The following is a 26,984-nucleotide window of genomic DNA, read 5'->3' as shown; positions in this document are numbered from 1 at the left end:
CGTGGTTTGTTCCGGTTGCCTATTGAAAAAATAAGAAAGAGGAAAGGTCGGTTGTTGGCTTCGCTTTCCTCTTCCTTTCTATCGGTTAATTTAATTTTTCACGGTTCTCAGCCATTTTCTCAGTTTTGATTTCTTTGATGGCATCCCAATTGTTGTCATTTAGGAAACTTTCAAAGTCTGTCAATGTTGTGTCAAAGGCCGCTTCGTCTTTCGAACGAATCAAAGAAATAATCGTGCTGTTGGTTTTGGTTTTGATTGCTGTATTCGAACGGGCTTCCGCTGTTCCGGCGTCTGGATCGGTATTTTCAATAACAAAATGCGGATACAATTTGCCTTCGCCCCATTCTTGCATTTGTGTCAAGGCATTCTCTGTTTTCACTTTCAAGGCATTGGCACGGTCATTGTTAAAATAGTTGAATCGACTAATACCATATTTTTTGTTGTAGGCTTCATTGTCGCTTTGTTCCATTTCTTTGATTTCTGGCAAGTAATCGATTTTGCCTTCATCATTGTAGGCATAAGTTACACCTTCTACACCAAATTTAGTTAAGATCTGTCCTGGTTCATCGATCAAATAAGTAAATAGTTGGGTCACTTTTGCAGGATCCGCAGCATCTTTGGTGATGTAGTTGATCAACCAGCCAGAAATACCTGTTTGATTCAAGGTTGCTTCTCTGCCAGATGTGCTTGCAGGGGCATCGATTGCGATATAACGGGTATCTGAATTGTTCATGAATTCAGTGAAATTACCACCTTGCCCACTTGTACCAGCAACTAAAATCGTTGCATAATCACCTTTTTTGACTTTTTCATCATAGGTTGGTCCATCATCTGTGAAACTATCATCACTGATATTGCCTTCACGATACACTTCATTGAATGCTTTTAACCAAGTGATGTATTCTTCATCTAAATTACGATCATAGTAATTGCCATCTTTATCTTCCAAAGGTACACCCAAGAAATCTTGTAGTTTATCTGAGAATGGTCCTGCAGCATCACCAATCGTCGTGAATCCCATTGGGGTCAAGTCTGGATATTTATCCGCAATTTCTTGCATCACTTTGATAAAGTTTTCTGGTGTTGATACATCCGGTTTGCCTAATGCTTCATAGACATCTTCTCTGATCACGAAGTTGTCATTGACAGGAATATTGCCGCTCTCATAGTCTGCTGCGGTATTTGAATAGTTCGGATAACCATAAGTCTTGCCATTGTCTAATGAAAACCAGTTGAAAGTATCCTCAGTGACAACATCCATTAAATACGGATCATATTGTTCCGCTAAATCATTCAATGCATAAGCCCAACTATCTGCTTTGACAGCTGCTTGACTGGTTTTGTCCATCAGGGTCACGATATCTGGCATATCCCCACTGGAAATCAAGGCATTCAGTTTGGAATCATCACCAGAAATAAATTCAATATCAATGTTCAGATCTTTTTTGATTTGGGCTGTGGTCACATCTTCACCAAAAGGCAATGCGGTCCAATCCGAATTGATGTACCATGTGATCTTTGTTGTTTCTTCTTTGGTATCTAATTTCCAAGCAGGGGTACTTTCATCTAGCTCATACCGATCTTTGATCGAAAAATCTGAGCCGCTTGCATCGTCTGAGCTCCCGCCACATGCTGCTAAGCCAAACAATGCTGTTGCTGCCAATAAACCGCCTAATACTTTCTTCATGTTCTATCCCTCTTTCTATTCTTTTACTGCACCGGCCATCATACCGCCGATAAAGTGTTTTTGAAGCAATGGATAAATAATTAAAATCGGTACTGTCGTGATTACGATCGTAGCCAACTGCACCCCACGGGTCGTTGCTTGGACCACAAAGTCCGTACTGCCGCTTTCTGTCATCGCACTTAAATTTGAACGTACGATGATTTCATAGATTTTCATTTGCAATGGATAGAGGTATTCTTTGGTAATGTATAATTTTGTGGTCATAAAGTCATTCCATTGCCCCACACCATTAAACAAGATAATCGTAGCCAATGCCGGTTTCGTTAGTGGCAAAAAGATTTTGTAAAAAATTTGAAATTCACTCGCACCATCGATTTTGGCGGATTCTTCCAGTGATGGTGGAATTTCTCGGAAAAAGTTCATTAAAATCACCACATCATAATAACTGAACAATGCTGGAATGATATAGACCCAGAAAGAATCCAACAGACCCAATGAGCGGATCAGTAAATACGTAGGAATCATCCCGCCACTGAAGTACATCGTGATCACACCTAATGTGGTATAGATATTCCGACCAATCAAGCGGGATTTACTTAATCCATAGGCTACCACCGCACAAAATAACGTATGGGTCGACGCACCGATCACGGTTTTTAATACTGAAATCAAAAAGGCTTTGGGAATACTTGCATCAGATAAGACTTTATGATAATTTTCCCAAGTAAATCCTTTCGGCCATAACACTAAGCCATTTCCCGCTAATCCAGAGCCAGAGGACACTGAGGATACCAAGATATTCCAAACAGGAACAATGATCAATAATGAGAAGAGAATCAAAATCATCGTATTGAAGAAATAAAACCAGCTATTTTCTGTTTTTTTTCGTTTAATCATCTTTTTTCCTCCTATAAGATCACTGAATTGCCGTTATTCAGTTTCCGTGTTACCCGATCGGTGATCACCAGAAGAATAACTGAAATAATGGCTACCCCTAATCCGACTGCCGTTGCATAAGAGAAATCACCTTGCGTCAGCCCCATTTTATAAACGAAAGAGTTGATTACTTCTGATTTGTTTTGGTTTTGAGAATTCATCAAGACCAGCGTTTGGTCCAAGTTTGACCCCAAGATACCGCTGACATTTAAAATCAAATTCAAGGAAATGATTGGTGTCAATAGCGGCAAGGTGATGGAACGGATCTGCCGCAACTTGCTGGCGCCATCGATTCTAGCTGCCTCATAGAAAGTAGGATCGATACGGGACATACCGGCTAAATACAAGATTGTTCCCCAACCGACTTCTTTCCATAAATCTGACAAAACGGCTATCAGCCAATACTTATCAGGATCCAGCAAGTGATTGACACCTTTGTCCATCAAACCAACTGACATCAACACTTGATTGATAAAACCATTGGTGGATAACCACGAAATCATCATCCCCCCCAATACGATCCAGGAAAAGAAATGGGGAATATATGAAACCGTTTGAATAATTTTCTTTAAGCGGCCATCTTGCATTTCAAAAATCATAATGGCTAAAATAATTGGGATCGCAAAGCCTAGCCCTAGTTTCAACAGACTGATGGCTAGTGTATTGGTCACTGCTTCCCAGAAAAAACTATCACTCATAATGATACGAAAATTCTCTAAACCAACCCAAGGTGCCGATGAAATCGTATCGATCACTGTATAGTTTTTGAATGCGATGATAATGCCATAAATTGGAATATAGTTAAATACGATCATAAAGGCAACGCCTGGAAAGACCATCCAATGCAGCTGCCGCTGGCTATAAATCTTTTGCAATTTACTCATATCCATAATCCCTTCCTTTTTTGCCCTGAGAAAACTCATTTCCCATTTGGTGAAACGTTTCTACAAACAGAGTATACGTGCTGATAAACAAAAATGCAAGCCTTTTCAAATCTTTTTCGCATTTTTTTTATGTCCTTTTTTGATAGATGTTTTTTTTAGACAAGTATCTTTTTTCACAATGGAAAGACTGACATATCAGTGTATCTTCAAAAAAATCCGCTTATTCAAAAGCAAAAAGAACTGAAATACTATATCTAATAAGATTTATCTCGAAACTTACTTTAAAGAAAACAAGGAGAAACGTTTCACTTAACATAAAAAAGCATACCATTCGGCATGCTTTTTTCTATACTATGGTTGTTATACTTCCTTAAATGGGTATCCAAAATGGTCGTAAGCTAACTGCGTAGCTATTCGGCCACGGGGTGTGCGCTTGAGAAACCCTTTCTGAATCAAGAAGGGTTCATACATATCTTCAACGGTCTCTGTTTCTTCGCCAATGTTGACAGCGATCGTACTAAGTCCTACTGGCCCACCATGGTACAGTTCGATCATCGTGCGAATCAATTTCTGATCGACGTAATCTAAACCAGCGTGGTCTACCGCCAGCAATTGCAACGCCTGATCAGCGATCATACGATCAATCACGCCATCTGCTTGGACTTGGGCATAATCGCGGACACGTTTCAGCAAACGATTGGCGATCCGTGGGGTACCTCTGGAACGACGGGCAATTTCGATGGCCCCTTCTTCAACAATATCCGTTTGAAAAATAGATGCTGTTCGCTGCACGATTTCTTTGAGATCAGCTTCTTCATAATATTGCATATGAGATATGATGCCAAAGCGATCCCGCAACGGCGCAGACAACATCCCTGCTCGAGTCGTCGCCCCCACCAAAGTAAAGGGGGGCAAGGGAAAGTGGACAGGATGGGCTGTTGTGCCTTGCCCGACCATGATATCGACATAAAAGTCTTCCATGGCTGAATACAACATCTCTTCCGCCACACGCGGAAGGCGATGGATTTCATCGATAAACAGTACATCACCGGGTTGCAATTCATTGAGAACAGCAATCAAATCGCCGGGTTTTTCGATGGCTGGCCCACTTGTGGTCTTGATCTGTACAGCCATTTCATTGGCGATCACCATGGCCATCGTGGTTTTCCCTAATCCTGGCGGACCATATAACAATACATGATCTAGTGCTTCTTCCCGATTCCTGGCTGCTTGGATGTAAATACTTAATTCTTGTTTGACTTTATTTTGGCCGATATATTGCGCAAGGGATTGCGGACGCAGTGATTTTTCGATGATTTCTTCTTGTTCATTGGACTCTGGTGAAACGATCCGTTCCTCTGTCACACTGATCCCTCCCTATTTTTTCATCATTAAACGAAGAGCTTCCCGCAAATATTCATCTGTGGACTTCGTCGTATTGGTTGACAACTGTTTCTCGACTTTTTTGATTTCTTTGTCACTATACCCTAATGCCTTCAAGGCTTCCAGCGCTTCTTCCAATGCCGTCGTTGCGACCGTCACCGGCACGATAGCTGCTTCTCCCACAAGTTCTGCTAATTTGCCTTTCAAGTCAAGGACCATTTGCTGGGCTGTTTTCTTACCAACACCGGGAAACTTGGTCAGGTAAGTGACATCTTCATTTTCAACAGCCGTGATCAAGCCAGCATGGTCATCATTGGCCATGATCGCTAATGCGCTTTTAGGACCAATGCCGGAAACGCTGATCAATTTAAGAAACAGTTGCTTGCCTTCAATCGTTGAAAAGCCATACAGACTATGGGCATCTTCTCGGATAACTTGATGCAGATAGATTTTGACTTCTTGGTTAAGTTTACCACTAAAAGAATAAGGATTCCCAAAAGCGATCTGATAGCCGATTCCATGAGTTTCAACTACGATATATGCTGGGAAAATATCCGTTACTTTGCCTTTAATATATTCGTACATGTGCATTCCTTTCTGTACATACGTTCCCTTTATTGTAGCATAGACTGAAGGGCAAAAAAAGGACTGCCCGCAAAGACAGTCCTAAAAGTGTTGATGCATTCGGTGCCAAAACAACGCACCAAGTGGCCCATTCTCCTATTTGGCGGGCTACTCTACAACCGATTTGTATTCACCGTAGCCTTTTTCATCCATTTCTGCTAACGGAATGAATTTGAGTGCTGCGGAATTGATGCAATAGCGCAAACCACCTTTATCTTGCGGCCCATCTGAAAAAACATGGCCCAAATGGGAATCTGCTTCTTTGCTGCGCACTTCTACTCGATGCATACCGTGAGAGAAGTCCGCTTTCTCTTGAATATCTTGTCGACTGATTGGTTTAGAGAAAGATGGCCAACCGCAGCCTGCATCAAACTTATCTGTTGATGCAAACAAAGGATCGCCGCTGATGATGTCCACATAGATGCCTTTTTCATAGAAGTCATCGTATTCACCGGTAAAGGGGCGTTCTGTCGCATTTTCTTGCGTGACAGCATATTCGATCGGTGAAAGGGTTTCTTTCAATGCTTCTTTATTTTCTTTTGTCATGATGTCACCTGCTTTCAGTTTTTGACTCATCCTGTTGCATTCATTCTGCCTCTTTTTGATAGGATTGTAAACTGACATGCTTATACTCACTCAGCTAATCCTGGCCAACGAATCGTCTGTTCAGCAAAATGCAGGTAAGAAGGCTGATCCTTAGTAAAGATTTCTTCCGTTAATTTTGCCTCAGATAAGTCTGGAAATAAGCCTGCTGCAAAATAATAGTGATTCGTTTCTTTAGCAAAATAGCAGATACTCGACCCACATTGACCGCAAAAACCTCTTTGCGCCCAAGCAGAAGACGCATACCACCGCATCTGTTCGTCCTCGAATACAACTTGGTCACGTCGACAAGGTGCCAATGCGATCATTGGACCACCATGAAACTTTTGGCACATTTGGCAATGACAGACCGTGATATGCGCATCGATTTCTTTGATCGTAATCTGTATTTTGCCGCATAAACAACTCCCTTTTGCCTTCATTTTATGGCCTCCTCAGGAAATTCTGCCAACAATCGATTGACCGTATTGACTGGAAAACCAACAATGGTATAAAAGTCACCTTGAATTGCTTCAACAAAAACTTTCGCTGCTCCTTGAATACCATACCCACCAGCCTTATCTTGGTATTCATTTAAATCAAGATAGTGTTGGATCACGGCTTCTGTTAGCGGACTGAATAGTACTTCAGCAGAAACAACGGCTGTTTCCTGATGGTCACCTTTTTGCAAATAGACGGCCGTGTGGACCCAGTGCTTTCTACCACTCATTAAACGCAGCATGCGATACGCATCTTGACGGTCTATTGGTTTGCCCAAAATCTCACCATCGATCGCGACCGTTGTATCGCAAGCGATCACCACATCATCGGGATAGTTTGTCGCCACTACAGCGGCTTTTTCAGCTGCCATTCGTTTGACATAAGGAATCGCTGTCTCTCCCAAATGAACACTTTCATCAATATCTGCTGGTTGGATTGTAAATCTGGGCACCAATTCTGCCAACAGCGCTTTTCTTCTAGGTGATTGTGACGCTAAAATAATCATTCGATCGAACTCCTTGATCCGTGAGGGTCTTGAATACGTTTGAACATCCGTTCCATATCACTATTGGTAAAATGGATCAACACAGGGCGGCCATGGGGACAGTTAAAAGGATTTTCACATTGCGCCAAGTCGATCAATAAAGTCCGCGCTTGGGCTTCATTCAGATAGTGATTGGCTTTGATCGATCGTTTACAACTCATCATAATGGCTACCGCTTCACGAAACTTTTTGACGCTGACACTTCCAGTCGTCAAAAGCATATCGATCATTTCCCGTACGATCGATTCTTCCTCTCCACTTGGGTACCAAGTGGGATGCGCCCGCAAAATAAAGCTATTGGCACCAAACGGCTCTAAATGAATGCCAACTTCTGCCAATTGTTCGCTCTTTTCTTGTATCTGCAACGCATCACTATTGGGATAATCCAAGACGATCGGTACCAGCAATTCTTGCAAATCATTGGTTACATCCCCGATTTTTTCACGAAAATATTCATACTTGATCCGTTCCTGCGCGGCATGTTGGTCCACGATATACAGCCCTTCCTCACTTTGGGCAAATAGATAGGTACCATGCATTTGGCCGAAATAAGCCAACTGCGGAAAACGTTCTTTGGTTGGTGTTTCTTCCAATAAACGATCAACGGTCTTCAAGTAGTTTTTATCCTTGCCATGGATTTCTGGATGCAAGTGCTTGATCGCGTCTGCCTCGCTCTTTGCTTCCTCCGCCCCACTTATTTGCGCCTCATTTGTTAGCGTTGCGTTAGGATCCGTAGGAAAAGACTCTTCAATGGATACTGGTTTGATTGATTTATTCGGTAAAGACGCTGCTAAATTCGTGAAAGCTTCTGGACTTTCCACGATACTTTCATCGATTTTCGTTTCTGCTTCTGTAAGTTTTCCACCTTCCTCCACAGGTTTTTCCACAGACTTATCCACAGTCTGTTGATAAGTCTGATTCAGTTCGAACTTTCCTGTTTGCCTATTAAAGTGCAATCCGGCGGTTTCTTGGGGGTTTTCCAATGCCAATCCCATCTGCTCGACGTGTGGTTGGTCTTTGACCTTCTTTTTAAAGCGCAGATTGTCGGCAGCATTGGGAATCAAATTGATTTCTCGCAATGCTTCATTGATGGCCATACTGATCAATTTTGTCAATTCAGCTTCTTTAGACAGACGCACTTCTTGCTTGGTTGGATGAACATTGACATCTACCAACAAAGGATCCATTTGAATTTCTAAGACCGCAATAGGAAAACGCCCGACCATCAGTTTGGACCCATAGCCCGCAACAATGGATTTATTCAAGGCGAAATTACGAATGTAGCGGCCATTGATGATCGTGGACAAATAATTCCTGCTTGCCCGTGTCACCTCTGGCAATGAAACAAATCCTGTAACTTTAAAATCTAAATCAGACGTATCGATGGCCACCATTTTCTTCGCAGTCTCTACCCCATAAATGCCGGCGATCGTTTGCTTTAAGATGCCATTGCCTGCAGTTCGCAGCATTGGATTGCCTTCATGGACAAGGCGAAACGCAATTTCTGGGTGACTTAGGGCCATTCGATTGACGATATCGCCAATATTCGCCAACTCCGTTTGCAGCGTTTTGACATACTTAAGGCGCGCCGGTGTATTGAAAAACAAGTTCTCGACAGTGATTTTCGTGCCTTGGCGCAAATTGGCTGGTTTGTGTTCCTCAACAGCGCCACCTTTTAAACGGACGTAGGTTCCTTGCTCTGCCCCTTTAACCGCCGTTTCGATGCGCAATACAGAAACAGAGGCAATACTCGGTAAGGCTTCACCACGAAACCCCAGCGTCCGAATGCGAAACAGATCATCCCGGTTGTGAATCTTGCTGGTAGCATGCCGCTTGAAGGCTGTCAGCACATCTTCTTCGGCAATGCCTTCTCCATTATCGATCACTTGGATCTTTCGCAACCCAGCTTCTTCGATAAAAATATCGATCTGTGTGCTGCCTGCATCGACAGCATTCTCAACCAATTCTTTGACCACCGAGGCAGGGCGTTCAACCACTTCACCGGCAGCGATCTGGTTGGCAAGACGTTCGGATAATTCTTGGATTTTTCCCATCTGCTGACCCTTCTTTCTAGATTCGTTTTTGCAATGCGTACAGTGTATTCAACGCGTCCATTGGGGTCATTTCTAGTAAATTTAATTTTTTCAGTTGGTCGATGACCCCGATTTCTTCTGTCGAGATTTCACTAAATAAAGACAGTTGTTGATTTTCTTCAATCTGCGGCTTTTGTTGAACTGTTGGTTCATGCTCTTCTAGTGCCTTCAATATCGTTGCAGCTCTTTGCAGCAATGGACTTGGCAATCCAGCGATTTTGGCTACGTGAATCCCATAGCTTTTGTCTGCTGGCCCTTCCATCATCTTGTGCAAGAAAACGACTTCTCCTTCTTTTTCAACGGCTCCAACATGAATATTGCGTAACTTGTCCAGTTCTTCATCCAGCACGGTCAATTCATGGTAATGGGTAGAAAACAAGGTTTTGGCCCGTACTTCTTTATGGATATATTCGATGATTGCTTGCGCCAATGCCATTCCATCATACGTTGCAGTTCCTCTGCCTAATTCATCAAAGAGAATCAAGCTATTGGGGGTCGCATGACGCAGTGCTTGGTTGGCTTCCATCATTTCTACCATAAAAGTACTTTGGCCGGCAATCAAATCATCACTAGCACCAATACGGGTAAAGATGCGGTCAAAGATCGGCATCTCTGCAGATTGTGCCGGGACAAAACAACCGATTTGTGCCATGATCACCAATAACGCAAATTGACGCATATACGTACTTTTACCAGACATATTCGGCCCTGTGATCAGCAAAATTTCTGTATCCTCAGGCATCACGATGCTGTTGGGGATATATTCTTGATGACCCAACACTTTTTCCACTACGGGATGTCTGCCATCGATGATCGAAACAGCCCGTTTTTTAGCAATCGTTGGACGAACATACTGATAACGTTCCGAGATCGTCGCAAAACTTTGCAGCACATCCACTGCGCTGACAGCTTTGGCTAATGTCTGCAAACGAGCAATACTTTTTTTGACTTCTTCTCGTACCTCTAAAAACAAGCGATATTCTAAATCAACTGATTTTTCTTCCGCTTCTAAGATCAATGTCTCTAAGCGTTTCAATTCTGGAGAGATGAATCGTTCCGCATTGGCCAAGGTTTGTTTCCGCTCGTAGCGGGAAGTATCTAAATTGACCAAATTGGCTTTGGTGATTTCAATATAGTAGCCAAATACTCGGTTGAAGCCAACTTTCAGCGTCTTGACGCCTGTGGCTTGCCGCTCTTTGACTTCCAGTTCAGCGAGCCACTGTTTGCCATCTCGCATTGCTGTACGGTATTCATCTAATTGCTGATGGAACCCATCTTTGATGATATTCCCTTCGGTGATCTGTAATGGGGCATCTTCATCGATCGCCGCTTCGATCAGCGCAACCAAATCATCCATTGGGGTCAGTTCCAACAACAAGTCGTTCCATACCCCGTGATTGATGCCTTCCAATAAATTGGCAATCAAAGGAACTTGCATCAAAGAGGATTTCAATTGCAACAGGTCACGTCCATTGACATTCCCAAAAGCGACCCGGCCAACTAAGCGTTCCATATCATAGACTTTCGTCAAAGCTTCTTGCAAATCTCCTCGTTCAAAGAAACTATCCAATAAAGATTGGACCATTTCTTGACGGGCAACGATTTTTTTGGGTTGGATCAATGGCCGATCTAACCATTGTTTCAATAAACGCCCGCCCATGGCAGTCTTGGTTTCATCTAGCAGCCATAACAACGTACCTTGCTTTTTCCCTGTACGAATCGATTGACTCAATTCTAAATTGAATTTCGAATAATGGTCCATTTTCAAGGCATGGTCTGGCTGGTAGGCAACTGCTTGTTGAATATGCGCCAAACTGCGCTTTTGGGTCACCGACAAATAACTCAACAACTTGCCAGTCACTTCTTTTGCGGCAGGGTCAGTCAAATGACTGGTCAAAAATTGAAACTCCGCATTGTCTTCATTGATATCTTGCGTAGAAAAAACGACTTCTAAGCGCGACTTCAATAACGTGCGCAAAGTCTCTGGAATCTCACTGCATAAGACCACTTCTTTGGTTTGTAAAGCTGCAGCTTCATTGAGAACAGCCTCTTCATCTGCCAAGACAGTGGCTTTTAGTTCTCCTGTACTCAGATCGACATAGGCAAAAGCAAAGTGGTTATCTATTTGAGCGACCGCTGTTAAGAAATTATTTTCTTTCGCCGCCAACCCTTTGCTGTCCATGACCGTTCCCGGTGTGATCAATTGAACGACTTCTCTTTTGACCATTCCCTTAGTCGTTTTGGGGTCCTCGACTTGCTCGCAGATAGCTACTTTGTAGCCTTGTTCGATCAGTGTATCAATATAATTGCTTGCAGCATGATAAGGCACACCACACATCGGAATCGGATCATCCGCATTCTTGTTGCGGCTAGTCAAAGTCAATTCTAATATTTGCGCGGCTTTAATGGCGTCTTCATTGAATAGTTCATAGAAATCTCCTAAACGATAGAACAAAAAAGCATCTTGGTATTGTGCCTTGATGCTTAGATACTGTTCCATCATGGGAGTGTTTTTAGTCTTCTGAGGCATGTTGATCCTCCTCCTGGATGTTTATATTCATTTGCTTTTGAATCTCACTGGTCACATAGTGTAATAATTCATCTGCTTCTTGCAGTGTCCCTCGATAGGCAACCACGATCGGGTGGGCGTCGTATTCTTTTGTCAATGTTTCATACGTATGACGTGCAGCTTGGTAAGCTTCGGGCTTTTGATAATGGTCATATTGAACCATATCCTTTTGTGCTTGTTTGATTGCTTCTTCTAAAGCTTGCAGCTTGGGATTATCAAGAGCACGTCTTTGGATTTTTTGAAAGTCTTGAACCACAGAATGGTGCGCCAAAAGCTGCTTTAGGGTTGTTAGTTCACTGGCGATTTTTGGTTCTTTCTCTAACTGATTCATTGTACTTACTCCGTAAACGGGCGATCTTCACTGATTTGGATTGGTTTGATCGATTTGGCTTTCCCAGATGTTTCATCGATCTCGATCAAACAAGCAGATAAAATACTGCGCCCTTTTTCAACGACTTCAAAACGCTGCGGCAATGCGGTTAAAAATTTCTCGATCACTGGTTCGCGCTTCATCCCCAAAATACCATCATAAGGACCAGTCATGCCGACATCCGATAAATAAGCAGTACCTTGCGGCAAAATACGGGCATCATTGGTTTGGACATGGGTATGCGTACCCACGACAGCAGAAACGCGGCCATCTAAATACCAGCCCATCGCTTGTTTTTCACTGGTGGTTTCACCGTGAAAGTCGACAAAAATAAAGGGTGTCCGCTTACGTGCAAAGGCAAGCAATTCGTCCATTTTACGAAATGGATCATCTAGATCGACCATAAATGAGCGGGCTTGCATATTGATCACTGCCAATTCAATCGCATTGACTTTAACAAAGACCATCCCTACACCCGGCGTTCCTTCTGGAAAATTGGCTGGCCTGATCATTTTTTTGGCCTCACCAATAAATTCAAAAATATCTCGATTGTCCCACGTATGGTTGCCCAATGTCACGACATCGATCCCGTCTTGCAAAAATTTTTTATAGATTTTCCCAGTGATGCCGCGACCAGCTGCCGCATTTTCACCATTGGCGATCGTCACTTGTGGCCGATAGGCTTTCTTCAGTTTCGGTAGATACTCCGTAATCGTTTCTCTACCCAATGATCCAACAACATCTCCAATAAATAATACCCGCACACGATTTCCTCTTCTCTTTTCACTTCTTTTCTATTATAAGGGTTTTGGTCCAGAAAAAAAAGGTGCATTGCTTTTTCACAGCTTGAATCATCATGAAACCATTTATTGCAGCAAACCACAAAAAAAGACGCGTACCTTGTTTCAAAGTACGCGTCTGTGCGCTACGCATGCGGATTCGTTTTTTCTGTGCCGACATGATTCACGATCGCTACGATCAAATCGCGGGCTGTTTCCATTGCTTCCACTGTGATGAATTCATATTGCCCATGGAAGTTTTCCCCACCCGTAAATAAATTGGGGGTTGGTATTCCTTTATAGGTGATTTTGGATCCATCTGTCCCTCCGCGAAAAGGTTCTTCGATCGGCGTGACCCCGATTGCTTTCATTCCAGCTCTGGCCGCTTCAATGCTGCGAGGGTCTTTTCTGATCAAGTCGCCCATATTGTAATATTGATCATAAAGAGTATACGTGATCCGTTCTTGGCCATACTGGCTGTTCAAAGAATCAATGATCGCTACGATGGTGTCTTTGCGTTGTTCAAACCGTTGATGATCGTGGTCTCGAATGATATAGGATACTTTTGCTTGCCCGATATGGCCACTTAAATTATGAAGCAAGTAAAAGCCTTGGTAGTCTTTCGTCAACTCAGGCACTTCTTCTGCCGGTAAGGCTGCATCGATCTGATAGGCAATTTTTAAAGCATTGACCAAACGTCCGTAGGCAGTACCTGGGTGAACACTGGTGCCATTGATCGTAATATCGATCCGTGCAGCATTAAAGGTTTCAAATTCCATATGGCCAATTCGACCACTATCCATTGTATAGGCAAAAGCGACCGGGAAGTCCTCAGGATCAAATCGATCTGCCCCAAGACCTATCTCTTCATCTGGGCCAAAAGCCACCCAAACATCGCCGTGCTGTTGCGGGTCTTGCTTTTGCAAGATACGGATCGCATCGATGATTTCTGCGATCCCTGCTTTATCATCCGCACCCAGCAAAGTGGTGCCATCAGTGGTGATCAATGTTTGGCCGATATAATCAGTCAAATTGGGAAATTCAGCCACATGCATCATCAATTGTTGTTCTTGATTGAGCAAAACATCTTTACCGTCATAGTTTTCGTGGATCTGTGGTTGGATGTTTTCTGCTGCAAAGTCAGCGGTATCGACATGGGCGATAAATCCAATCGCTTCTTTTTCTGGGTTTCCTGGCAAACGACCAATCACAAAACTATTTTTTTCGTAATAGACAACATCAGATAACCCCATCGCCGTCAATTGATCCTTTAACAGTAAGGCTAACGCTACTTGCCCTGGCGTCGTAGGGATCGTTTGACTGGTTGCATCAGAACGGGTATTCATCTTGGCATAGGTTAAAAAGTCTTTCAAGATCTGTTTCATGTGTAACACTTCTTTCTGATTTAAAATGATACTTTACGCTTTGTCTTTCATGCTAAAAGGATAATGGGCGATGATCGGTTTCATGGATCACTTCGCGAAAATCAGCAAATCCAGCAGCTAGACCGCGCAATAAGATTTCTGCCGTCCCCATATTGGTAGCAAGCGGAATCTCATAAACATCGGACAGCCGAATCAACGCCGTTACATCCGGTTCGTGGGGTTGGGCCGCCAAAGGATCCCGCAAAAAAATCACCATATCTAAATCATCTTGCGAAATCATCGCACCAATCTGCTGGTCGCCGCCTAACGGTCCTGACTTATAGCGATGAACCGGCAATTGAGTAGCTTCTTGAATCTTCTTTCCAGTCGTCCCCGTCGCAAAGAGTTCATGTTGTGCCAAAATCTCCCGATACGCTGTGACTAATTTGACCATGACCTCTTTTTTTCGGTCATGGGCGATCAATGCAATTTTCATTGTGTAGCCCTCCTTTGTTCTATTGTCCCGATCATTTGCGTACTTGATATGAAAATCAACTGACGCAAAGCTGTTTGCTGTTCACTAAGTATGGAAAAGAACATAGCAGTGCGCACTAAAGCCCCGCTATGTTCTAGCCTAAATCAGTTTTAATTCTTTCAATGCCAACCAAATACCATCTTCATCATTGCTGGTCGTCACCATATCTGCTACTTGCCGACTGGCTGTTACCGCATTGCCCATTGCTACCCCGACACCGGCGGCTGCCAGCATTTCTCGGTCATTTTGACCATCACCAAAGCAGATCACATCCGCTTGAGAGATGCCTAATTGTTCTGCCACACATAAAATCGTTGCAGCTTTTGACCCTTCCTTTGGCACGACATCTACACTATTTTCGTGCCACCGTACAAAGCGTAATTTACTGTATCTGTCATCAAAATAGTGCTCATATTCTTTTCCATAAAAAGCCAAAGCCTGATAGACTTCTTTTTCTTCAGGAAAGTCCATATCTAGTTCTGGCAATTGCGCGCCAAAAGAATGCATGGCTGCTTCCATCTTCTCAATGTTTAATGAAGAAGCGCGTTTGGCAGTATCCATCCCGACAAATGCAGTATCGATCCCTAGATCATGGGCTTCAGTCACAAAAGCTTGCAGCTGTTCTTCATCCAGCAGATTTTTATATACTTGCTGATGAGCCAAAAAAGCGGCAGCGCCATTACATAGGATGTAGTTATCAAAAGCAAGGGAGCGAATCACATCTTGCGCATGAAAACGACTGCGACCAGTCGCTACTGTCACAAAGTGTCCCGCATCCCGCAAGCGTTGCAATGCCTCGACCGTACTGTCTAAAGGCTGTTTGTTCGAATCAAGCAGGGTTCCGTCAATATCAAAGGCAAAGAATTTCCGATTCATAAAAGGTTAAGGCTCTCTTTCTATAAGAAGTATCCATTTTTTAAGACTTGCATATTTGAACAATTTTATTCAAAATAAATCTCCCCTATATTCTTACATAAAAAAGGCTTGTTTTCAATCTATCTATGTCAATCCCTTCATTAGAATTTGATTCTTTTTTCAAAAATATATGAAATGAATAGCGACACCATTCCCTACCCGTACAATTTTTTATCTAAGATCATTTGATATATACCCTAACATCAATCAATTATGCATCTCTAGCAAACCTTGATATTGAATGACATGCTACTATTTAGATCATTCACTTTGCTTTCAAAAAGTATACTCAACATGTTTGATATAACTAGATTATGGAACAAATCCATCTCAAGCAGGGTTCGCTGTTTTTTTAACGATTAAAAGACTTGCAGATAACAATAGTATTAATATTTATGTTAAAAAAATATAAAACTTATTTATTCTCATGTTATTTTTTAAATTAAACGCCTATACTAACTTATGAAATAATATTTATATATGGAGTGATATCAATGAAAAAATGTTTCTTTTTTTTGTTTGGGGTTTTATTACTATCAGGCTGTTCTGCCGCGGGAAACGAACAATCAGCTTCAAACGCATCATCTACTGCAGAAAAAACTTCTGCTTTGCAAACCACTAGTGTTCCTTTTGGTACTATTGAAGATACCAAGGAAAGCCATAGTATTGCGGAAAATGTTAAAGATCAATCAAACACAAGTGTAGCAAGTAATTCTGACGCAAATAGTACACAAACAAGTAAAATATCTAAAGAAGACACCTATTATGATGAAATAAAAGCAGCTTGGCAAAAACAAAAGGATTATATTGACTCAGTTACTGATCAAAAAACCAAACAATCCCTTCAAACATCATTTGCTGCCGCAAATTCTGAGGCTAACTACCTAGAGATGCAATATCCAGAAGACGTTGAACTGATTAAAGATGCTTTAAAGAAAGTCTTAGATGGCGAATAATAAAAAAAGAGATAGGTATTTAATATGATACCTCTGTCAATTTCTCTATAAAGTGATCCAAACCATGACATCGATGTAAAACTCGCTGTCATGGTTTGAACAAAGATTATTGAACTTCTTGCCACAACGTGGTGATATCCTCTTGCACATCTACTTTGGTTCCACCAAAGTTCTCATCAATATAGTCTTTCACATCATCACTATGATAAAGATCAGCTAGTTTTTGCAAGGCAGGGTCATCTGCATGCTCTTCAGTCGTCACCAACACATTGATACTTGTTTTAGTGTTTTGATCGATTTCTTCTTTGTATAAGGAATCAGTCAAGACATTCAATCCGCCTTCAAAAGCCACAGTATTACTGATCAATGCCAAATCGACATCTTGTAAGATCCTAGGCCCTGTTGTGTCATCGATCAGGTTAAAGGTCAGATTTTTGGGATTTTGCTCGATTTCAGAAGGCGTGCCTGTCCCATTGTCGAAATCATCAGTTAGTGTGATCAATCCGGCTGCTTCTAACAATCGCAACCCTCGTGCTGTATTTGCTGGATTATCCGCTAAAGCGACCACGGCGTCATCAGGAACATCTGCAATATCCTCGATCGAATCAGAATAGATGCCCATCGGCTCCAGATAGGTCGTAGCAATTGGGACTAAGTCTTTATCACTGTCATTATTGAAACTCAGCAAATAACCTAATGATTGAAAGGCATTGACAGCCACTTCTCCATCAACTGTTGCTGTATTCAATTGCGGACCACTATCGATTTCTTTGACTTCGATCGACAGGCCTGCCTCTTTTGTTTCAGCTAATCCGGCAATATAGTTCCAGATTTCTGCATCACTGCCAACAGAACCAATGACAACTTTTTCCGGCTCAGTGGCATCGCCACTGGTCGCCGTTTCTGTTTGCTGTCCACAACCTGCAAATAGTAAGGCTGAAAACAATAAACCTGCACCTACATATTTTTTCATTCTCATCCATCCTTTTTTATTTTTGCACTATATCAATCTCTAGTAAATCTTCCTTAGTGCATCGTCATCCCGCCGGTCACGTTGATCGCTTGACCAGTCAAATAGGCCGCTAAAGAACTTGCCAAGAACAAGACGACATTGGCCACATCTTGTGTTGTACCTGTTCGGCCCAAAGGAACTTGAGCAGCATCTTCCACTTCAATATCCGTTACCGAAAGGCCACGTAATCGAGCGCCATCAACTCTTTCCCGCTGCTTCATTTTTGTTTCAATGATCCCCGGACATACAGCGTTCACAAGAATCCCATCAGGCGCAACTTCTAAAGCCAAATTCTTCGTCAAGCCAATGACTGCGTGCTTTGATGCGACATAAGCACTCATGCCGCGGTAAGGGTTCTTCCCGGCTTGAGAGGCAATCACAATGACTCTCCCTAAGGTTTGCTGCTGTTTCATCGCTGAGACGATTTTTCTCAATACCAGATAGGCTCCTCTTGTATTGATTGCAAAGAGCTGGTCAAAATCTTCCGTGCGACTTGTTAAAAAGGCATCCATGATTGATACCCCAGCAACATGCACCAAGACATCAGGAACCAACTGATTTCTTTTTAGCATGTTGACCAGATGATCAATCGATATTTCTTGGCTAATATCGATATGGATTTGATATGCACCATCTTCTGCTTGAACCCAACCATTTCCGTACTGGATATCTGCATCAATGACGATTGCCCCTTCAGACAAAAATGTCTGACGAACAGCTGCGCCTATCCCTTGGGCACCGCCGATGATCAGGATTACTTTTTGTTGCAGCTCAGAAAATACCATTGGCCACCTCTACACGACTTGACGTACAAATGCGTCGTCACTAATGCCTTGCTCCAACACCAATTTTGCCCATTCTTTAGCAGAAAATAAAGAGTGATCTTTATAGTTGCCGCAGCTTTTGGCGTCAGTGCCTTGAACATCTGACCACTCGATATCTTCGACAATTTGCTTCAAGGTGGTTTTCAAAGCTGTCGCTACTTCTGCTGCGTCATATTTGCCCCAAACAATCAAATGGAAACCAGTTCGACACCCAAACGGAGATACATCGATAATACCCGCCAACCGATCTCTGAGTAATGCCGCCAACAAATGTTCCAGCGTATGGATTGCGCCAGTTGGGATCTCTGCTTTGTTTGGTTGTGCAAACCGCAGATCATAGTTGGTGATCGTGTCACCTTTTGGACCAGTTTCTGTTGTGATGACTCGAACGTATGGTGCGATCACTTTATTATGATCCAAGGTAAAACTTTCTACTTCTGCCATATTCTATTCCTACTTTCTATGATTGATTGTGCCTTCTTACGAGAAGGCTTTCTTCCCTGAAAATACACGCGCACAGCATCAAGCAACTGTTTGATGTGCATTTTTTGGGTAAAAAAAAATCCTTAAGAGAGTATTCTCCTAAGGATGTAATCACTTACATGGTACCACCTTTGTGCGCATCCTTCTTACAAAGAATGCCTCTGCGCCAATACAGCCACTGCGATATTGGGATCCATGATAACGGGGACAGCCGTGCACCTCTAAAAAACAATCTCTCGAAGTACCCACTCAAAAGCCATTTTCAGATTCGTTTTCTTCCACCCTTTTTCAGCTAACGGGGCTCTCTGCTAGGAATACCACTCGATCTTACTTTCTTCATCAACGTGTTTGTTGCTTGATTTTTATCAAGGATAGCAGATAGACCAATGACTGTCAATCAGATTTTTTGAAAAAAAAAGAAGCATTTCTGCTTCTTACTAACTAATTAATCAACATAAGTCGATTTAGAATTATTCAACCATGCATAGCCTAAGCCCATCACAAGTCCGCCACCGATGTAGTTACCGATAAATGCAAAGACCAGGTTATGGATAACGCTGCCGACTGTCATGCCAGCTAAGTGACCACCTGAAGCCCAGAAAGCCAAAGTAAAGGCTGGGAAGTTGGCGATAACGTGCTCGAAACCTAAGAAGGCAAAGATAAAGATAATGAAAATGATTGCTGCCACTTTACCAGCATCATCTTTCATTCGCATGCTGACCAAAACCGCTGTATTCACAACAATGTTGGCAAACATCGCTTCAACTAAAATTTGGAGCGTTGATTTGTCTAATTTTGCAGTGATCGATGTCAACATAAAGTTATCGGCAGTCAATCCTTGGAAAGGACCTGTCAACGCCACGATCGAGCCAAAAATCACGCCGCCAATCAAATTAAATAAGACACAGGTAAATAAAATCTTCAACGCCAAAGGAACACTTAGACGTTTACGATATACCCCGACCGTCATATACAACATATTCGATGTGCCAAGCTCAGCGTTCATATACAAAATCATCACCAATGACCAGCTAAACATAAAGGCATACAAAATTTTCCCAAGACCATGGACCATCGATTCACCTTTCATCGCAATGGCAAAAGCGATTGCTGTACCTAAGGTCAAAAACAGACAGGCCATCATTGCACGGACAGCGTAACGCAAATAACTACTTTTGATCAAATCGATTTTCTTTTCGATAGAAGAATCGATCTTCTCAAATAACGGGGATACTGGATTCATTTTTCTGCTCCTTTTTTTGTTTATCATCTTTGTTCGTTATAAATTGCACAATACTTCCATATTTTAAAGACGAAACGCTGATTTGTAAAGTGATAAATGAAAATATAAGGAATTTATGAAAGATTTCATTTCTAGTTTTCATTTAAGCAGCCTGAGCATGCCTTGACTTATGGAACAAAATTTCGTATACTATGCTTTGTGTAAAATAATGCAGCAGGGAAATAATAACTCGTCCCCAGTTCGTTGCCCGCAGGGTTCAATTGCGTAACCGCGGCTGCAAAGGTGAAGATTGAAGAACGAACTGTACGAATATGAATTTTTCAACGGATTATTTTACTCCAAACTAATTTATTGGAGGAACCAAATTATGTCACGTTATACTGGACCATCATGGAAAATCTCTCGTCGTTTAGGTATTTCATTATCAGAAACTGGAAAAGAATTGGCACGTCGCCCTTACGCTCCAGGACAACACGGACCAAACAGCCGTGGAAAGAAATCAGAATACGGCATGCAATTAACTGAAAAACAAAAACTACGTCATATGTACGGCGTCAACGAACGTCAATTCCGTACATTGTTCGTTAAAGCAAGCAAAATCAAAGAAGGCAAACACGGTGTTAACTTCATGATTTTACTAGAACAACGCTTAGATAACGTTGTTTACCGTCTAGGTTTAGCAACTACACGTCGTCAAGCACGCCAATTGGTCAACCATGGCCACGTATTGGTAGACGGCAAACGCGTTGATATCCCTTCATACCACGTTGAAGTAGGTCAAGTGATCAGCGTTCGCGAAAAATCACAAAATATTTCAACAATCAAAGAAGCTGTTGAAGCAACAGCTGGCCGCGCTTCATTCGTCAGCTTTGACAGCGAAAAATTAGAAGGTTCATTGACTCGTTTACCTGAGCGTGATGAATTGACTGCAGAAGTTGACGAAGCATTAGTCGTTGAATTCTACAACCAAGTACTTTAATTTTTCAACGAACACGATCCTTTATTGGGTCGTGTTTTTTTGTGCAGACAAAAAGAGAAGCCCATGGCTTCTCTTGATTGACTGATTTCAGATAATATTGACCACTGACTTGCCTTCTGTTTTCTTTTGGCGATAATTGAACATCAAAAGTTCTCTTTGACGTCTTTTAAAAATAATCTTGCGTAGATTTCGGGGGACGAATTTACGTATATCTTCTTCATTATAGCCTACTTGCAATTTATGTTGATCAATAATAATAGGTCGCTTCAATAAATTAGGATAGGTTTCGATCAATTCTAGTAATTCTTCAAGTTTCAATTCATCTAAATCAATGTCTAATTTTTGATAGACTTTGGAACGGGTCGAAATGATATCTTCCGTGCCATTTTTTGTTAAAGAAAGAATTTCCCTTAATTCCTCACTATTTAATGGATCGCTAAACATGTTTCTTTCTTTAAAAGGCAACTCATTTTCGGTCAACCAAGCCCGCGCTTTGCGGCATGAGGTACAACTTGGTGTCGTATATAGTGAGATCATTTAATCATTCTTCCTTTCTTACTGATTTTGACTGACATCTTGATTTGAAGGTAAAATCTCCATCTTTTCAAAGGTTTCTTGTGTCACAACATCCGCGATACGAATATTGATTTCTTTGACTGTGAATGTGGTCAAACGGCTTACTTCTTGGCGCACGATTTCTTGGATCTGCCTAAATAGTTTTGGAATATCTTTCCCGTAGAGCACAACCACTTCCAAGTCGATCGCAATTTCTTCTTTGCCCATCTCCACATTGATTCCAGAGGCAACTTGTTCCTGTTTTTCAAGTGCTTCTGTTTCATCGGTAATAAACCGCCCATTCAAGCTGATCAAACCATCGACAGATGTCAATGCAGCACCGATAATCGTTTCAATGACTTTTTCTTCAAAGGACAATGCATTCGTTGTTTCTTGCTGATTTTTAGTTTGTTGATCGTATGTCATTTTTCACACTCCTTGATTTGACGAATAAAGAATACGCCAGCAGCAACTATCATCTCTTACACCATCTTGTCTAATCAACTTTTTCTTCTAGGAAAAATACCCTACCCTTTAAGCATAGTTTTTTTTCGGTTTTTTTACAAAGGAAAACACTTGTTACTGCAAAAAATAATATATTTGACCGTAAAATAGTACGTTAAAAAAACAACAGCAGACTGACCTGCTGTTGTTTTTATCCTCACGGTGATTGGTTTTTGATTTTGGTACATGACCACGCATCTTCTGTAATTTCGATTTGATATAGTACATGCTGATGAATGGTTCTAAAACGTAATTTTTTCCAATGAGTAGGCAAGTTAGGTGTTAACTTTATTTGATCATCTTGCCAATCGAGACCCGCAAAACCTTGTACGATTGTCATCCATGCACCACCACTAGCCGCAGGATGGGTCCCCCCGATGTAGATATTTCCGGCAAATTGTTTTGACTTCCCTTCAATATCGATGGTTGCTGACTGCATGAAGAGTGGATAGGCCCAATCCGGTTTGCCAATTTTGCTTGCCAATATCGCGTACATACAGGCGCTCAGTGAGGAACCATGTTCTGTACGTTTCTCGTAGTATTGCCAATTTTGTTCAAGCTCGGCTTGCGAAAACTCATTTGAAAAGAGTGCCAATAATAAAATGACGTCCGCTTGTTTGATGACTTGTGTATCAGCTGCGACACCATAGGCACCTCCCCAATATTCCTTTGGATGCAGCAGTCTGCTCGACACAGTTGCTACATCTACGTCTTCTAAAGAAAAGTATCCATCAAATTGCTCAATCACTTGATGTAATTCATCCGATTGCGGAATATATAACCGTTCCACAAAATCTTGCCAGACTACTTTGATTTGTTGCACCTCTTTTTTACCAAAATAAGATGCCAATCTTTCAGGGGCATTCATTTCATAATATGTGATTAACTCAAGCGCAATCACCACTGCTCGTTTGGCCATTTTATTGGTGTAAAAATTATTATTCACACGCTCATGATATTCATCCGGTCCAATCACATCTAACAATTCATAACGGTCTTTTTGCGGTTTAAAGTAGCTATAAGATATATAAAAAGCGGCACAGTCTAAAATAACTTCTCCCGCACCTGATAACAAGAAGGCATGATCCTCAGTGGCCTGCACATAAGACCAAATTGCATAAACGATTGCCCCATTGATATGAATCTGCTTGTCTTTAAAATAGGTACGCATCGGTCTATTTGTGAACACATCCGTCACATTGTAATCCGATGTCGCGTCGTATCCTCCCTCTTGGCTCTCCCAAGCATAAAAAGCGCCCTCAAATCCATAGAACGCAGCTTTTTTACGAGCACCAGACAATGTTTCAACACGGTAGTTGAGGAGTGATTTGGCAACTGATGGCGCTGTTCTTAAAAAGAATGGTAATAAAAACATCTCTGTATCCCAAAAAACAGCACCTTTATATGTTTGACCAGATAACCCACGAGCTGGAATAGACAGATTTTGTGCATGTCTTGGCGCTAAAGAAAGCAAATGATACAGACTATATCTAGTGGCAAACTGCGCCTCTGGATCACCCTCGATTTCTATATCTGCATTTTGCCATAATTGGTTCCATTTTTGTTGATGTACTTGACGACATTTTGCGTATCCTTTAAAAACGGCGGCAGATACACTTTGTTTCACGCACTTAGCCGGTTGATAACTTTCAATTCCGTGAACCACTGCTGCAAAAATATCAACAATCAATGGTTGATCCGGTGTAATGGTGACTTTAACCTCATTTATTATCTGCTTTTCGAGAATCACTTGTTCGACTTGATAAGGATGAGATAATTCAATCCTTTGTCCAACAGAAACAGGATACAGCAGTTCAGTTGTCTGGGCATGGATGGCCGAATAGAGGTCTTCGGTCTCCATTTCAAAATGACTCAAATGCGGGCCATTGATATCCCAAACATCTCCGTCAATCCCTATTTTCAAGGTGATTTCCGTTTGTTTCAATACGGATATTTTCATCTGGGCAATGATTGAATGCACATCATCCATGCTCAAAAATCGTTCTACTTGGTAATCAATCTGATTACCATCTTCCAATGCTACGATCGTATGTCTTGAGTGGATACCGTACCGAATATCTAATTGCTGTGTATGTCCAAGTGGTACTGTTTGCAACACACTGAGGGGTTGATTTCCAACAAACGTTTGTATAGCTAACGGGTTAGGCGCATTAACCGGTTCACGCCACTTATCACCTACTTGATCATAAATACCCAATAAATTGACAGCACATAACTGGTCTTTACCGAACTCTTCTAAAGTTCCCCGATATCCCATATAGCCGTTCGCTATTAAATATTTATTGCCATTTTCGATAATTTTATTGGGAAAATAAGTATCACTAATAGTCCAGGTCATTCAATTTTCTCCTTCCTATTTCAAATGAGCGATCACTGATTCATCTCCAAGTTGGATTTGTTTTTGATATAATTTGATTGGCAGTGGCTCACCTTCTACTAAAGAGATGTTGACACTATTTTGCGTCACTGTCAGTTGAATCAATCGCTGTTTATAGGTGATATTAAACATATAACGCTTCCATTTTTTGGGAATGATTGGTGCTAAAATCAATATGTTTTCGTCTGTTCGTACCCCACCAAACCCATACACAATATTCATCCATGCTGCAGCAATCGAAGTCGTATGGAGCCCTTCTCGTGTATTGCGATTAAAATTATCCAAATCCATACGTGTAGCAAATTCAAAGAACGCATAAGCTTCCTCATTTTTGCCTAATTCTGCAGCTAGAATAGAGTGAATCGACGGGGAAAGGGAAGATTCATGAATCGTTTTTGGCTCATAATAATCATAATTGATTTGTTTTTCTTCTTTGGTAAAAGACTGATTGTATAAGAATAAAAACATCAGGACATCGGGTTGTTTGATCATATCATTCCGATAAATCCGGTCATATGACCAATGATCATATAATGGAAAATCAGCGATTGGAATAGAATGAATATCAATATGCGGTAGTTTAAAAAAACCATCATGTTGTTCAATCAACCCGGATGGTTCTTGCAAAAATAACATCTTTTCAGCACACGTTTTCCATTGATTTCGTTCTTCAACTGATATTCTGAATTTTTCAATAAGTGCTTGGTAGCGGTCTTTACAATCTTGCTCACATTGCGCTAGTGCTTCTAGGGTATAATTTATTGTTCTTTTAGCCATATAATTGGTATACATATTGTGATTCACCATCATTTGAAACTCATCCGGCCCCATAACACCATAAAAACCAAAGTCCCCAACAGGTGACCAATCACCACGTGACACTAAGAATCTTGAGATTTCTATCAGCATTTCAATTCCATGTCCATATAAAAAATCTAAATCCTCAGATACATTGACATAATGCCAGATACCATACGCTACACCTGTACTCGGTTGAAACTGTAAACTCGCATGTTGCCACAGATCGCTTGCCTCATGTCCATTTAAAGTAGCAATCGGATAACAGGCTCCGCGACAATCCAACTGAATGGCCCTCTTCTTGGCTTCTGGTAAAGTATTGTAACGAAATTCAAGCAAATTTTTAGCTGCCGCTAAATTTGTCAGTAAATAAAATGGCAAACAACTCGTTTCTGTATCCCAAAAGGCATGACCGCCATAAGACTCTCCGGTTAAACCTTTAGCTCCTATATTGTGGGTAGGATCTTGTCCGTGGTATGTTTGGTGTAATTGAAAAATACAAAAGCGAATTCCCTGTTGATTACTTTCATCTCCATCAATTTCAATATCTTCTTTTTGCCACACATTCTGCCAATAGCAGGTATTTTCGTGTAACATATCTTCAAAAGATCTCGATACTTGAGCGCCTAAATCGGTTTCCCGCATCGCTGAAATCTCTTCTCCAGTTTTATCTGCTATATTTACCGCTTGACGTTCGATAACTACAGGTATATTGTCATTTAGTTTAACGTTAAACTTAAACCCAATAAATTTATCCCTCTCCACGACTTGCGTGTCTAGGGATGCTGTGGATCGTAATGAGCATCTGGATAAAATCTTTTGATTGGTTGTTATCGTCTGCGCAACCATTTGAATGTCCATAGCTTCCGCCTGTTTACTGATTTCTTCCCAAAAGTTTTGCCCTTCTGATGTATGGATCGTGTTGAAATCGATTCCCATCAATACTTGAAGCGGTTGAACTGCCGTTTCTGATTTAAAGCAAATTCTTTGATAACCAGAAGATACCTGCTGCATATCTAAAATACGCTCGAAAACAATATTGATTCTTGTTTCAGGATTGGGTAGCCAATCAAAGCTGCGTATGAGTAAACCCGATCGTAAATCTAAGTGCCGTTCGAAATTTTCTATGGTTGCTGTGGCTAAATCTAACTGTTGATCACCATACCTAATTCTTGTATATAACCAATCAACTGCATTGACCATAAAGTGGCTGCGGGATACAATTCCTTTATATTTAACGTGATTTTCTTTTGGACTGTTCTCGTAGATTCCGTTAAAATAACTTCCCAAAAGCTGGTTACCCGAGTATCCTTCTTCAAAATAACCTCGTACCCCCATATATTCATTTGCCAATGCAAAAATAGATTCGGATACTTCACTTCGGGCAGGATCGAAGTCAATCTCAGATACCTGCCAAGGATCAATCATGTAATATGAATCTGCAATTTTTGCCATATTAAACTCCT

25 protein-coding genes and 1 other annotated feature are annotated in these 26,984 nt (G+C 41.5%); of the genes, 2 read left to right on the top strand and 23 right to left on the bottom strand.

What is annotated here, in order from left to right; genetic code table 11:
• Window positions 1-85: 85 nt before the first annotated feature.
• The 15 genes from IGI41_RS01560 to IGI41_RS01490 all read right to left on the bottom strand — a co-directional run bounded on the left by IGI41_RS01560 (window position 86) and on the right by IGI41_RS01490 (window position 15,727).
• A complete protein-coding gene (locus IGI41_RS01560) occupies window positions 86-1,687 on the bottom strand; it encodes a sugar ABC transporter substrate-binding protein (RefSeq protein ID WP_430610881.1) in 1,602 nt (533 codons plus the stop codon).
• A gap of 15 nt (window positions 1,688-1,702) precedes the next feature.
• Window positions 1,703-2,584 (bottom strand): carbohydrate ABC transporter permease, encoded by an 882-nt coding sequence (locus IGI41_RS01555; protein ID WP_430610879.1) that lies wholly within the window; start codon window positions 2,582-2,584, stop codon window positions 1,703-1,705.
• A gap of 11 nt (window positions 2,585-2,595) precedes the next feature.
• Window positions 2,596-3,507 (bottom strand): ABC transporter permease, encoded by a 912-nt coding sequence (locus tag IGI41_RS01550; protein WP_430610877.1) that lies wholly within the window; start codon window positions 3,505-3,507, stop codon window positions 2,596-2,598.
• A gap of 360 nt (window positions 3,508-3,867) precedes the next feature.
• On the bottom strand, window positions 3,868-4,872 hold the full coding sequence (gene ruvB / locus IGI41_RS01545) for a Holliday junction branch migration DNA helicase RuvB (RefSeq protein ID WP_430610876.1): 1,005 nt from the start codon (window positions 4,870-4,872) through the stop codon (window positions 3,868-3,870).
• A 12-nt stretch (window positions 4,873-4,884) separates the two neighbouring features.
• Window positions 4,885-5,475: a Holliday junction branch migration protein RuvA gene (ruvA, locus tag IGI41_RS01540; protein ID WP_430610874.1), complete on the bottom strand. Its 591-nt coding sequence runs from the start codon at window positions 5,473-5,475 to the stop codon at window positions 4,885-4,887.
• 147 nt (window positions 5,476-5,622) lie between these two features.
• A complete protein-coding gene (gene msrB / locus IGI41_RS01535) occupies window positions 5,623-6,060 on the bottom strand; it encodes a peptide-methionine (R)-S-oxide reductase MsrB (RefSeq protein ID WP_430610873.1) in 438 nt (145 codons plus the stop codon).
• Window positions 6,061-6,146: 86 nt separating this feature from the next.
• Window positions 6,147-6,539, bottom strand: coding sequence for a GFA family protein (locus tag IGI41_RS01530; RefSeq protein ID WP_430610872.1), 393 nt, complete (start codon window positions 6,537-6,539; stop codon window positions 6,147-6,149).
• On the bottom strand, window positions 6,536-7,102 hold the full coding sequence (locus IGI41_RS01525; protein WP_430610871.1) for a Maf family protein: 567 nt from the start codon (window positions 7,100-7,102) through the stop codon (window positions 6,536-6,538). The genes IGI41_RS01530 and IGI41_RS01525 overlap by 4 nt, the downstream gene beginning before the upstream one ends.
• On the bottom strand, window positions 7,099-9,195 hold the full coding sequence (gene mutL, locus IGI41_RS01520; RefSeq protein WP_430610870.1) for a DNA mismatch repair endonuclease MutL: 2,097 nt from the start codon (window positions 9,193-9,195) through the stop codon (window positions 7,099-7,101). Before mutL ends, IGI41_RS01525 begins: the two co-directional genes overlap by 4 nt.
• Window positions 9,196-9,211: 16 nt before the next feature.
• Complete coding sequence (mutS, locus tag IGI41_RS01515; protein ID WP_430610868.1) at window positions 9,212-11,764, bottom strand: DNA mismatch repair protein MutS; 2,553 nt, start codon at window positions 11,762-11,764, stop codon at window positions 9,212-9,214.
• The gene (locus tag IGI41_RS01510) at window positions 11,748-12,134 is read right to left on the bottom strand and encodes a YlbF family regulator (RefSeq protein ID WP_430610867.1); all 387 of its coding nucleotides are present in this window, start codon (window positions 12,132-12,134) and stop codon (window positions 11,748-11,750) included. The genes mutS and IGI41_RS01510 overlap by 17 nt, the downstream gene beginning before the upstream one ends.
• 5 nt (window positions 12,135-12,139) lie before the next feature.
• Entirely contained in the window at window positions 12,140-12,937 is a 798-nt protein-coding gene (locus tag IGI41_RS01505; protein WP_430610866.1) for a TIGR00282 family metallophosphoesterase, read from the bottom strand.
• A gap of 161 nt (window positions 12,938-13,098) precedes the next feature.
• Window positions 13,099-14,337 (bottom strand): peptidase T, encoded by a 1,239-nt coding sequence (gene pepT / locus IGI41_RS01500; protein WP_430610865.1) that lies wholly within the window; start codon window positions 14,335-14,337, stop codon window positions 13,099-13,101.
• A 52-nt stretch (window positions 14,338-14,389) separates the two neighbouring features.
• Window positions 14,390-14,812 (bottom strand): methylglyoxal synthase, encoded by a 423-nt coding sequence (mgsA, locus tag IGI41_RS01495; protein ID WP_430610863.1) that lies wholly within the window; start codon window positions 14,810-14,812, stop codon window positions 14,390-14,392.
• A gap of 138 nt (window positions 14,813-14,950) precedes the next feature.
• Window positions 14,951-15,727, bottom strand: a complete 777-nt coding sequence (locus IGI41_RS01490; protein ID WP_430610861.1) for a Cof-type HAD-IIB family hydrolase — start codon at window positions 15,725-15,727, stop codon at window positions 14,951-14,953.
• A gap of 533 nt (window positions 15,728-16,260) precedes the next feature.
• Here IGI41_RS01490 and IGI41_RS01485 point away from each other — a divergent pair.
• The gene (locus IGI41_RS01485) at window positions 16,261-16,722 is read left to right on the top strand and encodes a hypothetical protein (RefSeq protein WP_430610860.1); all 462 of its coding nucleotides are present in this window, start codon (window positions 16,261-16,263) and stop codon (window positions 16,720-16,722) included.
• A 106-nt stretch (window positions 16,723-16,828) separates the two neighbouring features.
• On the opposite strand, the gene IGI41_RS01480 is transcribed toward IGI41_RS01485, so the two are convergent.
• From IGI41_RS01480 to IGI41_RS01465, 4 genes are all read right to left on the bottom strand, one after another.
• Window positions 16,829-17,695, bottom strand: coding sequence for a MetQ/NlpA family ABC transporter substrate-binding protein (locus IGI41_RS01480; protein WP_430610859.1), 867 nt, complete (start codon window positions 17,693-17,695; stop codon window positions 16,829-16,831).
• Window positions 17,696-17,748: 53 nt separating this feature from the next.
• Window positions 17,749-18,519: an SDR family NAD(P)-dependent oxidoreductase gene (locus IGI41_RS01475; protein ID WP_430610857.1), complete on the bottom strand. Its 771-nt coding sequence runs from the start codon at window positions 18,517-18,519 to the stop codon at window positions 17,749-17,751.
• Between the two features lie 9 nt (window positions 18,520-18,528).
• The gene (locus tag IGI41_RS01470) at window positions 18,529-19,002 is read right to left on the bottom strand and encodes an S-ribosylhomocysteine lyase (RefSeq protein ID WP_430610856.1); all 474 of its coding nucleotides are present in this window, start codon (window positions 19,000-19,002) and stop codon (window positions 18,529-18,531) included.
• Window positions 19,003-19,139: 137 nt separating this feature from the next.
• Window positions 19,140-19,393 (bottom strand) — a binding site (T-box leader).
• 93 nt (window positions 19,394-19,486) lie between these two features.
• Window positions 19,487-20,284 carry a formate/nitrite transporter family protein gene (locus IGI41_RS01465; protein ID WP_430610855.1) on the bottom strand — a complete coding sequence of 266 codons (798 nt, stop codon included), beginning with the start codon at window positions 20,282-20,284 and terminating at the stop codon, window positions 19,487-19,489.
• A gap of 367 nt (window positions 20,285-20,651) precedes the next feature.
• Between IGI41_RS01465 and rpsD the strand changes: the two genes are divergently transcribed.
• Entirely contained in the window at window positions 20,652-21,263 is a 612-nt protein-coding gene (rpsD, locus tag IGI41_RS01460) for a 30S ribosomal protein S4 (RefSeq protein WP_430610853.1), read from the top strand.
• Window positions 21,264-21,350: 87 nt separating this feature from the next.
• Here rpsD and spx read toward each other — a convergent pair whose 3' ends face one another.
• From spx to IGI41_RS01440, 4 genes are all read right to left on the bottom strand, one after another.
• Complete coding sequence (spx, locus tag IGI41_RS01455) at window positions 21,351-21,800, bottom strand: transcriptional regulator Spx (protein WP_430610851.1); 450 nt, start codon at window positions 21,798-21,800, stop codon at window positions 21,351-21,353.
• 18 nt (window positions 21,801-21,818) lie between these two features.
• Window positions 21,819-22,244, bottom strand: coding sequence for an Asp23/Gls24 family envelope stress response protein (locus IGI41_RS01450; RefSeq protein WP_430610849.1), 426 nt, complete (start codon window positions 22,242-22,244; stop codon window positions 21,819-21,821).
• A 235-nt stretch (window positions 22,245-22,479) separates the two neighbouring features.
• Window positions 22,480-24,681, bottom strand: a complete 2,202-nt coding sequence (locus tag IGI41_RS01445) for a glycosyl hydrolase family 65 protein (RefSeq protein ID WP_430610848.1) — start codon at window positions 24,679-24,681, stop codon at window positions 22,480-22,482.
• A gap of 15 nt (window positions 24,682-24,696) precedes the next feature.
• Window positions 24,697-26,973 carry a glycoside hydrolase family 65 protein gene (locus IGI41_RS01440; protein ID WP_430610847.1) on the bottom strand — a complete coding sequence of 759 codons (2,277 nt, stop codon included), beginning with the start codon at window positions 26,971-26,973 and terminating at the stop codon, window positions 24,697-24,699.
• Window positions 26,974-26,984: the final 11 nt, after the last annotated feature.

The sequence above is a fragment of the Enterococcus sp. DIV0876 genome (assembly GCF_050529585.1).
In the GTDB taxonomy this organism is placed as follows: Bacteria; Bacillota; Bacilli; order Lactobacillales; family Enterococcaceae; genus Enterococcus_D.
This window is presented reverse-complemented; position numbering and strand designations above follow the sequence as displayed.

What these genes read in the sequence shown, in the direction of transcription:
- IGI41_RS01560 (WP_430610881.1), bottom strand. Translation starts at nt 1,687, where the DNA reads ATGAAGAAAGTATTAGGCGGTTTATTGGCAGCAACAGCATTGTTTGGC.
- IGI41_RS01555 (WP_430610879.1), bottom strand. Translation starts at nt 2,584, where the DNA reads ATGATTAAACGAAAAAAAACAGAAAATAGCTGGTTTTATTTCTTCAAT.
- IGI41_RS01550 (WP_430610877.1), bottom strand. Translation starts at nt 3,507, where the DNA reads ATGAGTAAATTGCAAAAGATTTATAGCCAGCGGCAGCTGCATTGGATG.
- ruvA (WP_430610874.1), bottom strand. Translation starts at nt 5,475, where the DNA reads ATGTACGAATATATTAAAGGCAAAGTAACGGATATTTTCCCAGCATAT.
- msrB (WP_430610873.1), bottom strand. Translation starts at nt 6,060, where the DNA reads ATGACAAAAGAAAATAAAGAAGCATTGAAAGAAACCCTTTCACCGATC.
- IGI41_RS01530 (WP_430610872.1), bottom strand. Translation starts at nt 6,539, where the DNA reads ATGAAGGCAAAAGGGAGTTGTTTATGCGGCAAAATACAGATTACGATC.
- IGI41_RS01525 (WP_430610871.1), bottom strand. Translation starts at nt 7,102, where the DNA reads ATGATTATTTTAGCGTCACAATCACCTAGAAGAAAAGCGCTGTTGGCA.
- mutL (WP_430610870.1), bottom strand. Translation starts at nt 9,195, where the DNA reads ATGGGAAAAATCCAAGAATTATCCGAACGTCTTGCCAACCAGATCGCT.
- mutS (WP_430610868.1), bottom strand. Translation starts at nt 11,764, where the DNA reads ATGCCTCAGAAGACTAAAAACACTCCCATGATGGAACAGTATCTAAGC.
- IGI41_RS01510 (WP_430610867.1), bottom strand. Translation starts at nt 12,134, where the DNA reads ATGAATCAGTTAGAGAAAGAACCAAAAATCGCCAGTGAACTAACAACC.
- pepT (WP_430610865.1), bottom strand. Translation starts at nt 14,337, where the DNA reads ATGAAACAGATCTTGAAAGACTTTTTAACCTATGCCAAGATGAATACC.
- mgsA (WP_430610863.1), bottom strand. Translation starts at nt 14,812, where the DNA reads ATGAAAATTGCATTGATCGCCCATGACCGAAAAAAAGAGGTCATGGTC.
- IGI41_RS01490 (WP_430610861.1), bottom strand. Translation starts at nt 15,727, where the DNA reads ATGAATCGGAAATTCTTTGCCTTTGATATTGACGGAACCCTGCTTGAT.
- IGI41_RS01485 (WP_430610860.1), top strand. Translation starts at nt 16,261, where the DNA reads ATGAAAAAATGTTTCTTTTTTTTGTTTGGGGTTTTATTACTATCAGGC.
- IGI41_RS01480 (WP_430610859.1), bottom strand. Translation starts at nt 17,695, where the DNA reads ATGAAAAAATATGTAGGTGCAGGTTTATTGTTTTCAGCCTTACTATTT.
- IGI41_RS01475 (WP_430610857.1), bottom strand. Translation starts at nt 18,519, where the DNA reads ATGGTATTTTCTGAGCTGCAACAAAAAGTAATCCTGATCATCGGCGGT.
- IGI41_RS01470 (WP_430610856.1), bottom strand. Translation starts at nt 19,002, where the DNA reads ATGGCAGAAGTAGAAAGTTTTACCTTGGATCATAATAAAGTGATCGCA.
- IGI41_RS01465 (WP_430610855.1), bottom strand. Translation starts at nt 20,284, where the DNA reads ATGAATCCAGTATCCCCGTTATTTGAGAAGATCGATTCTTCTATCGAA.
- rpsD (WP_430610853.1), top strand. Translation starts at nt 20,652, where the DNA reads ATGTCACGTTATACTGGACCATCATGGAAAATCTCTCGTCGTTTAGGT.
- spx (WP_430610851.1), bottom strand. Translation starts at nt 21,800, where the DNA reads ATGATCTCACTATATACGACACCAAGTTGTACCTCATGCCGCAAAGCG.
- IGI41_RS01450 (WP_430610849.1), bottom strand. Translation starts at nt 22,244, where the DNA reads ATGACATACGATCAACAAACTAAAAATCAGCAAGAAACAACGAATGCA.
- IGI41_RS01445 (WP_430610848.1), bottom strand. Translation starts at nt 24,681, where the DNA reads ATGACCTGGACTATTAGTGATACTTATTTTCCCAATAAAATTATCGAA.
- IGI41_RS01440 (WP_430610847.1), bottom strand. Translation starts at nt 26,973, where the DNA reads ATGGCAAAAATTGCAGATTCATATTACATGATTGATCCTTGGCAGGTA.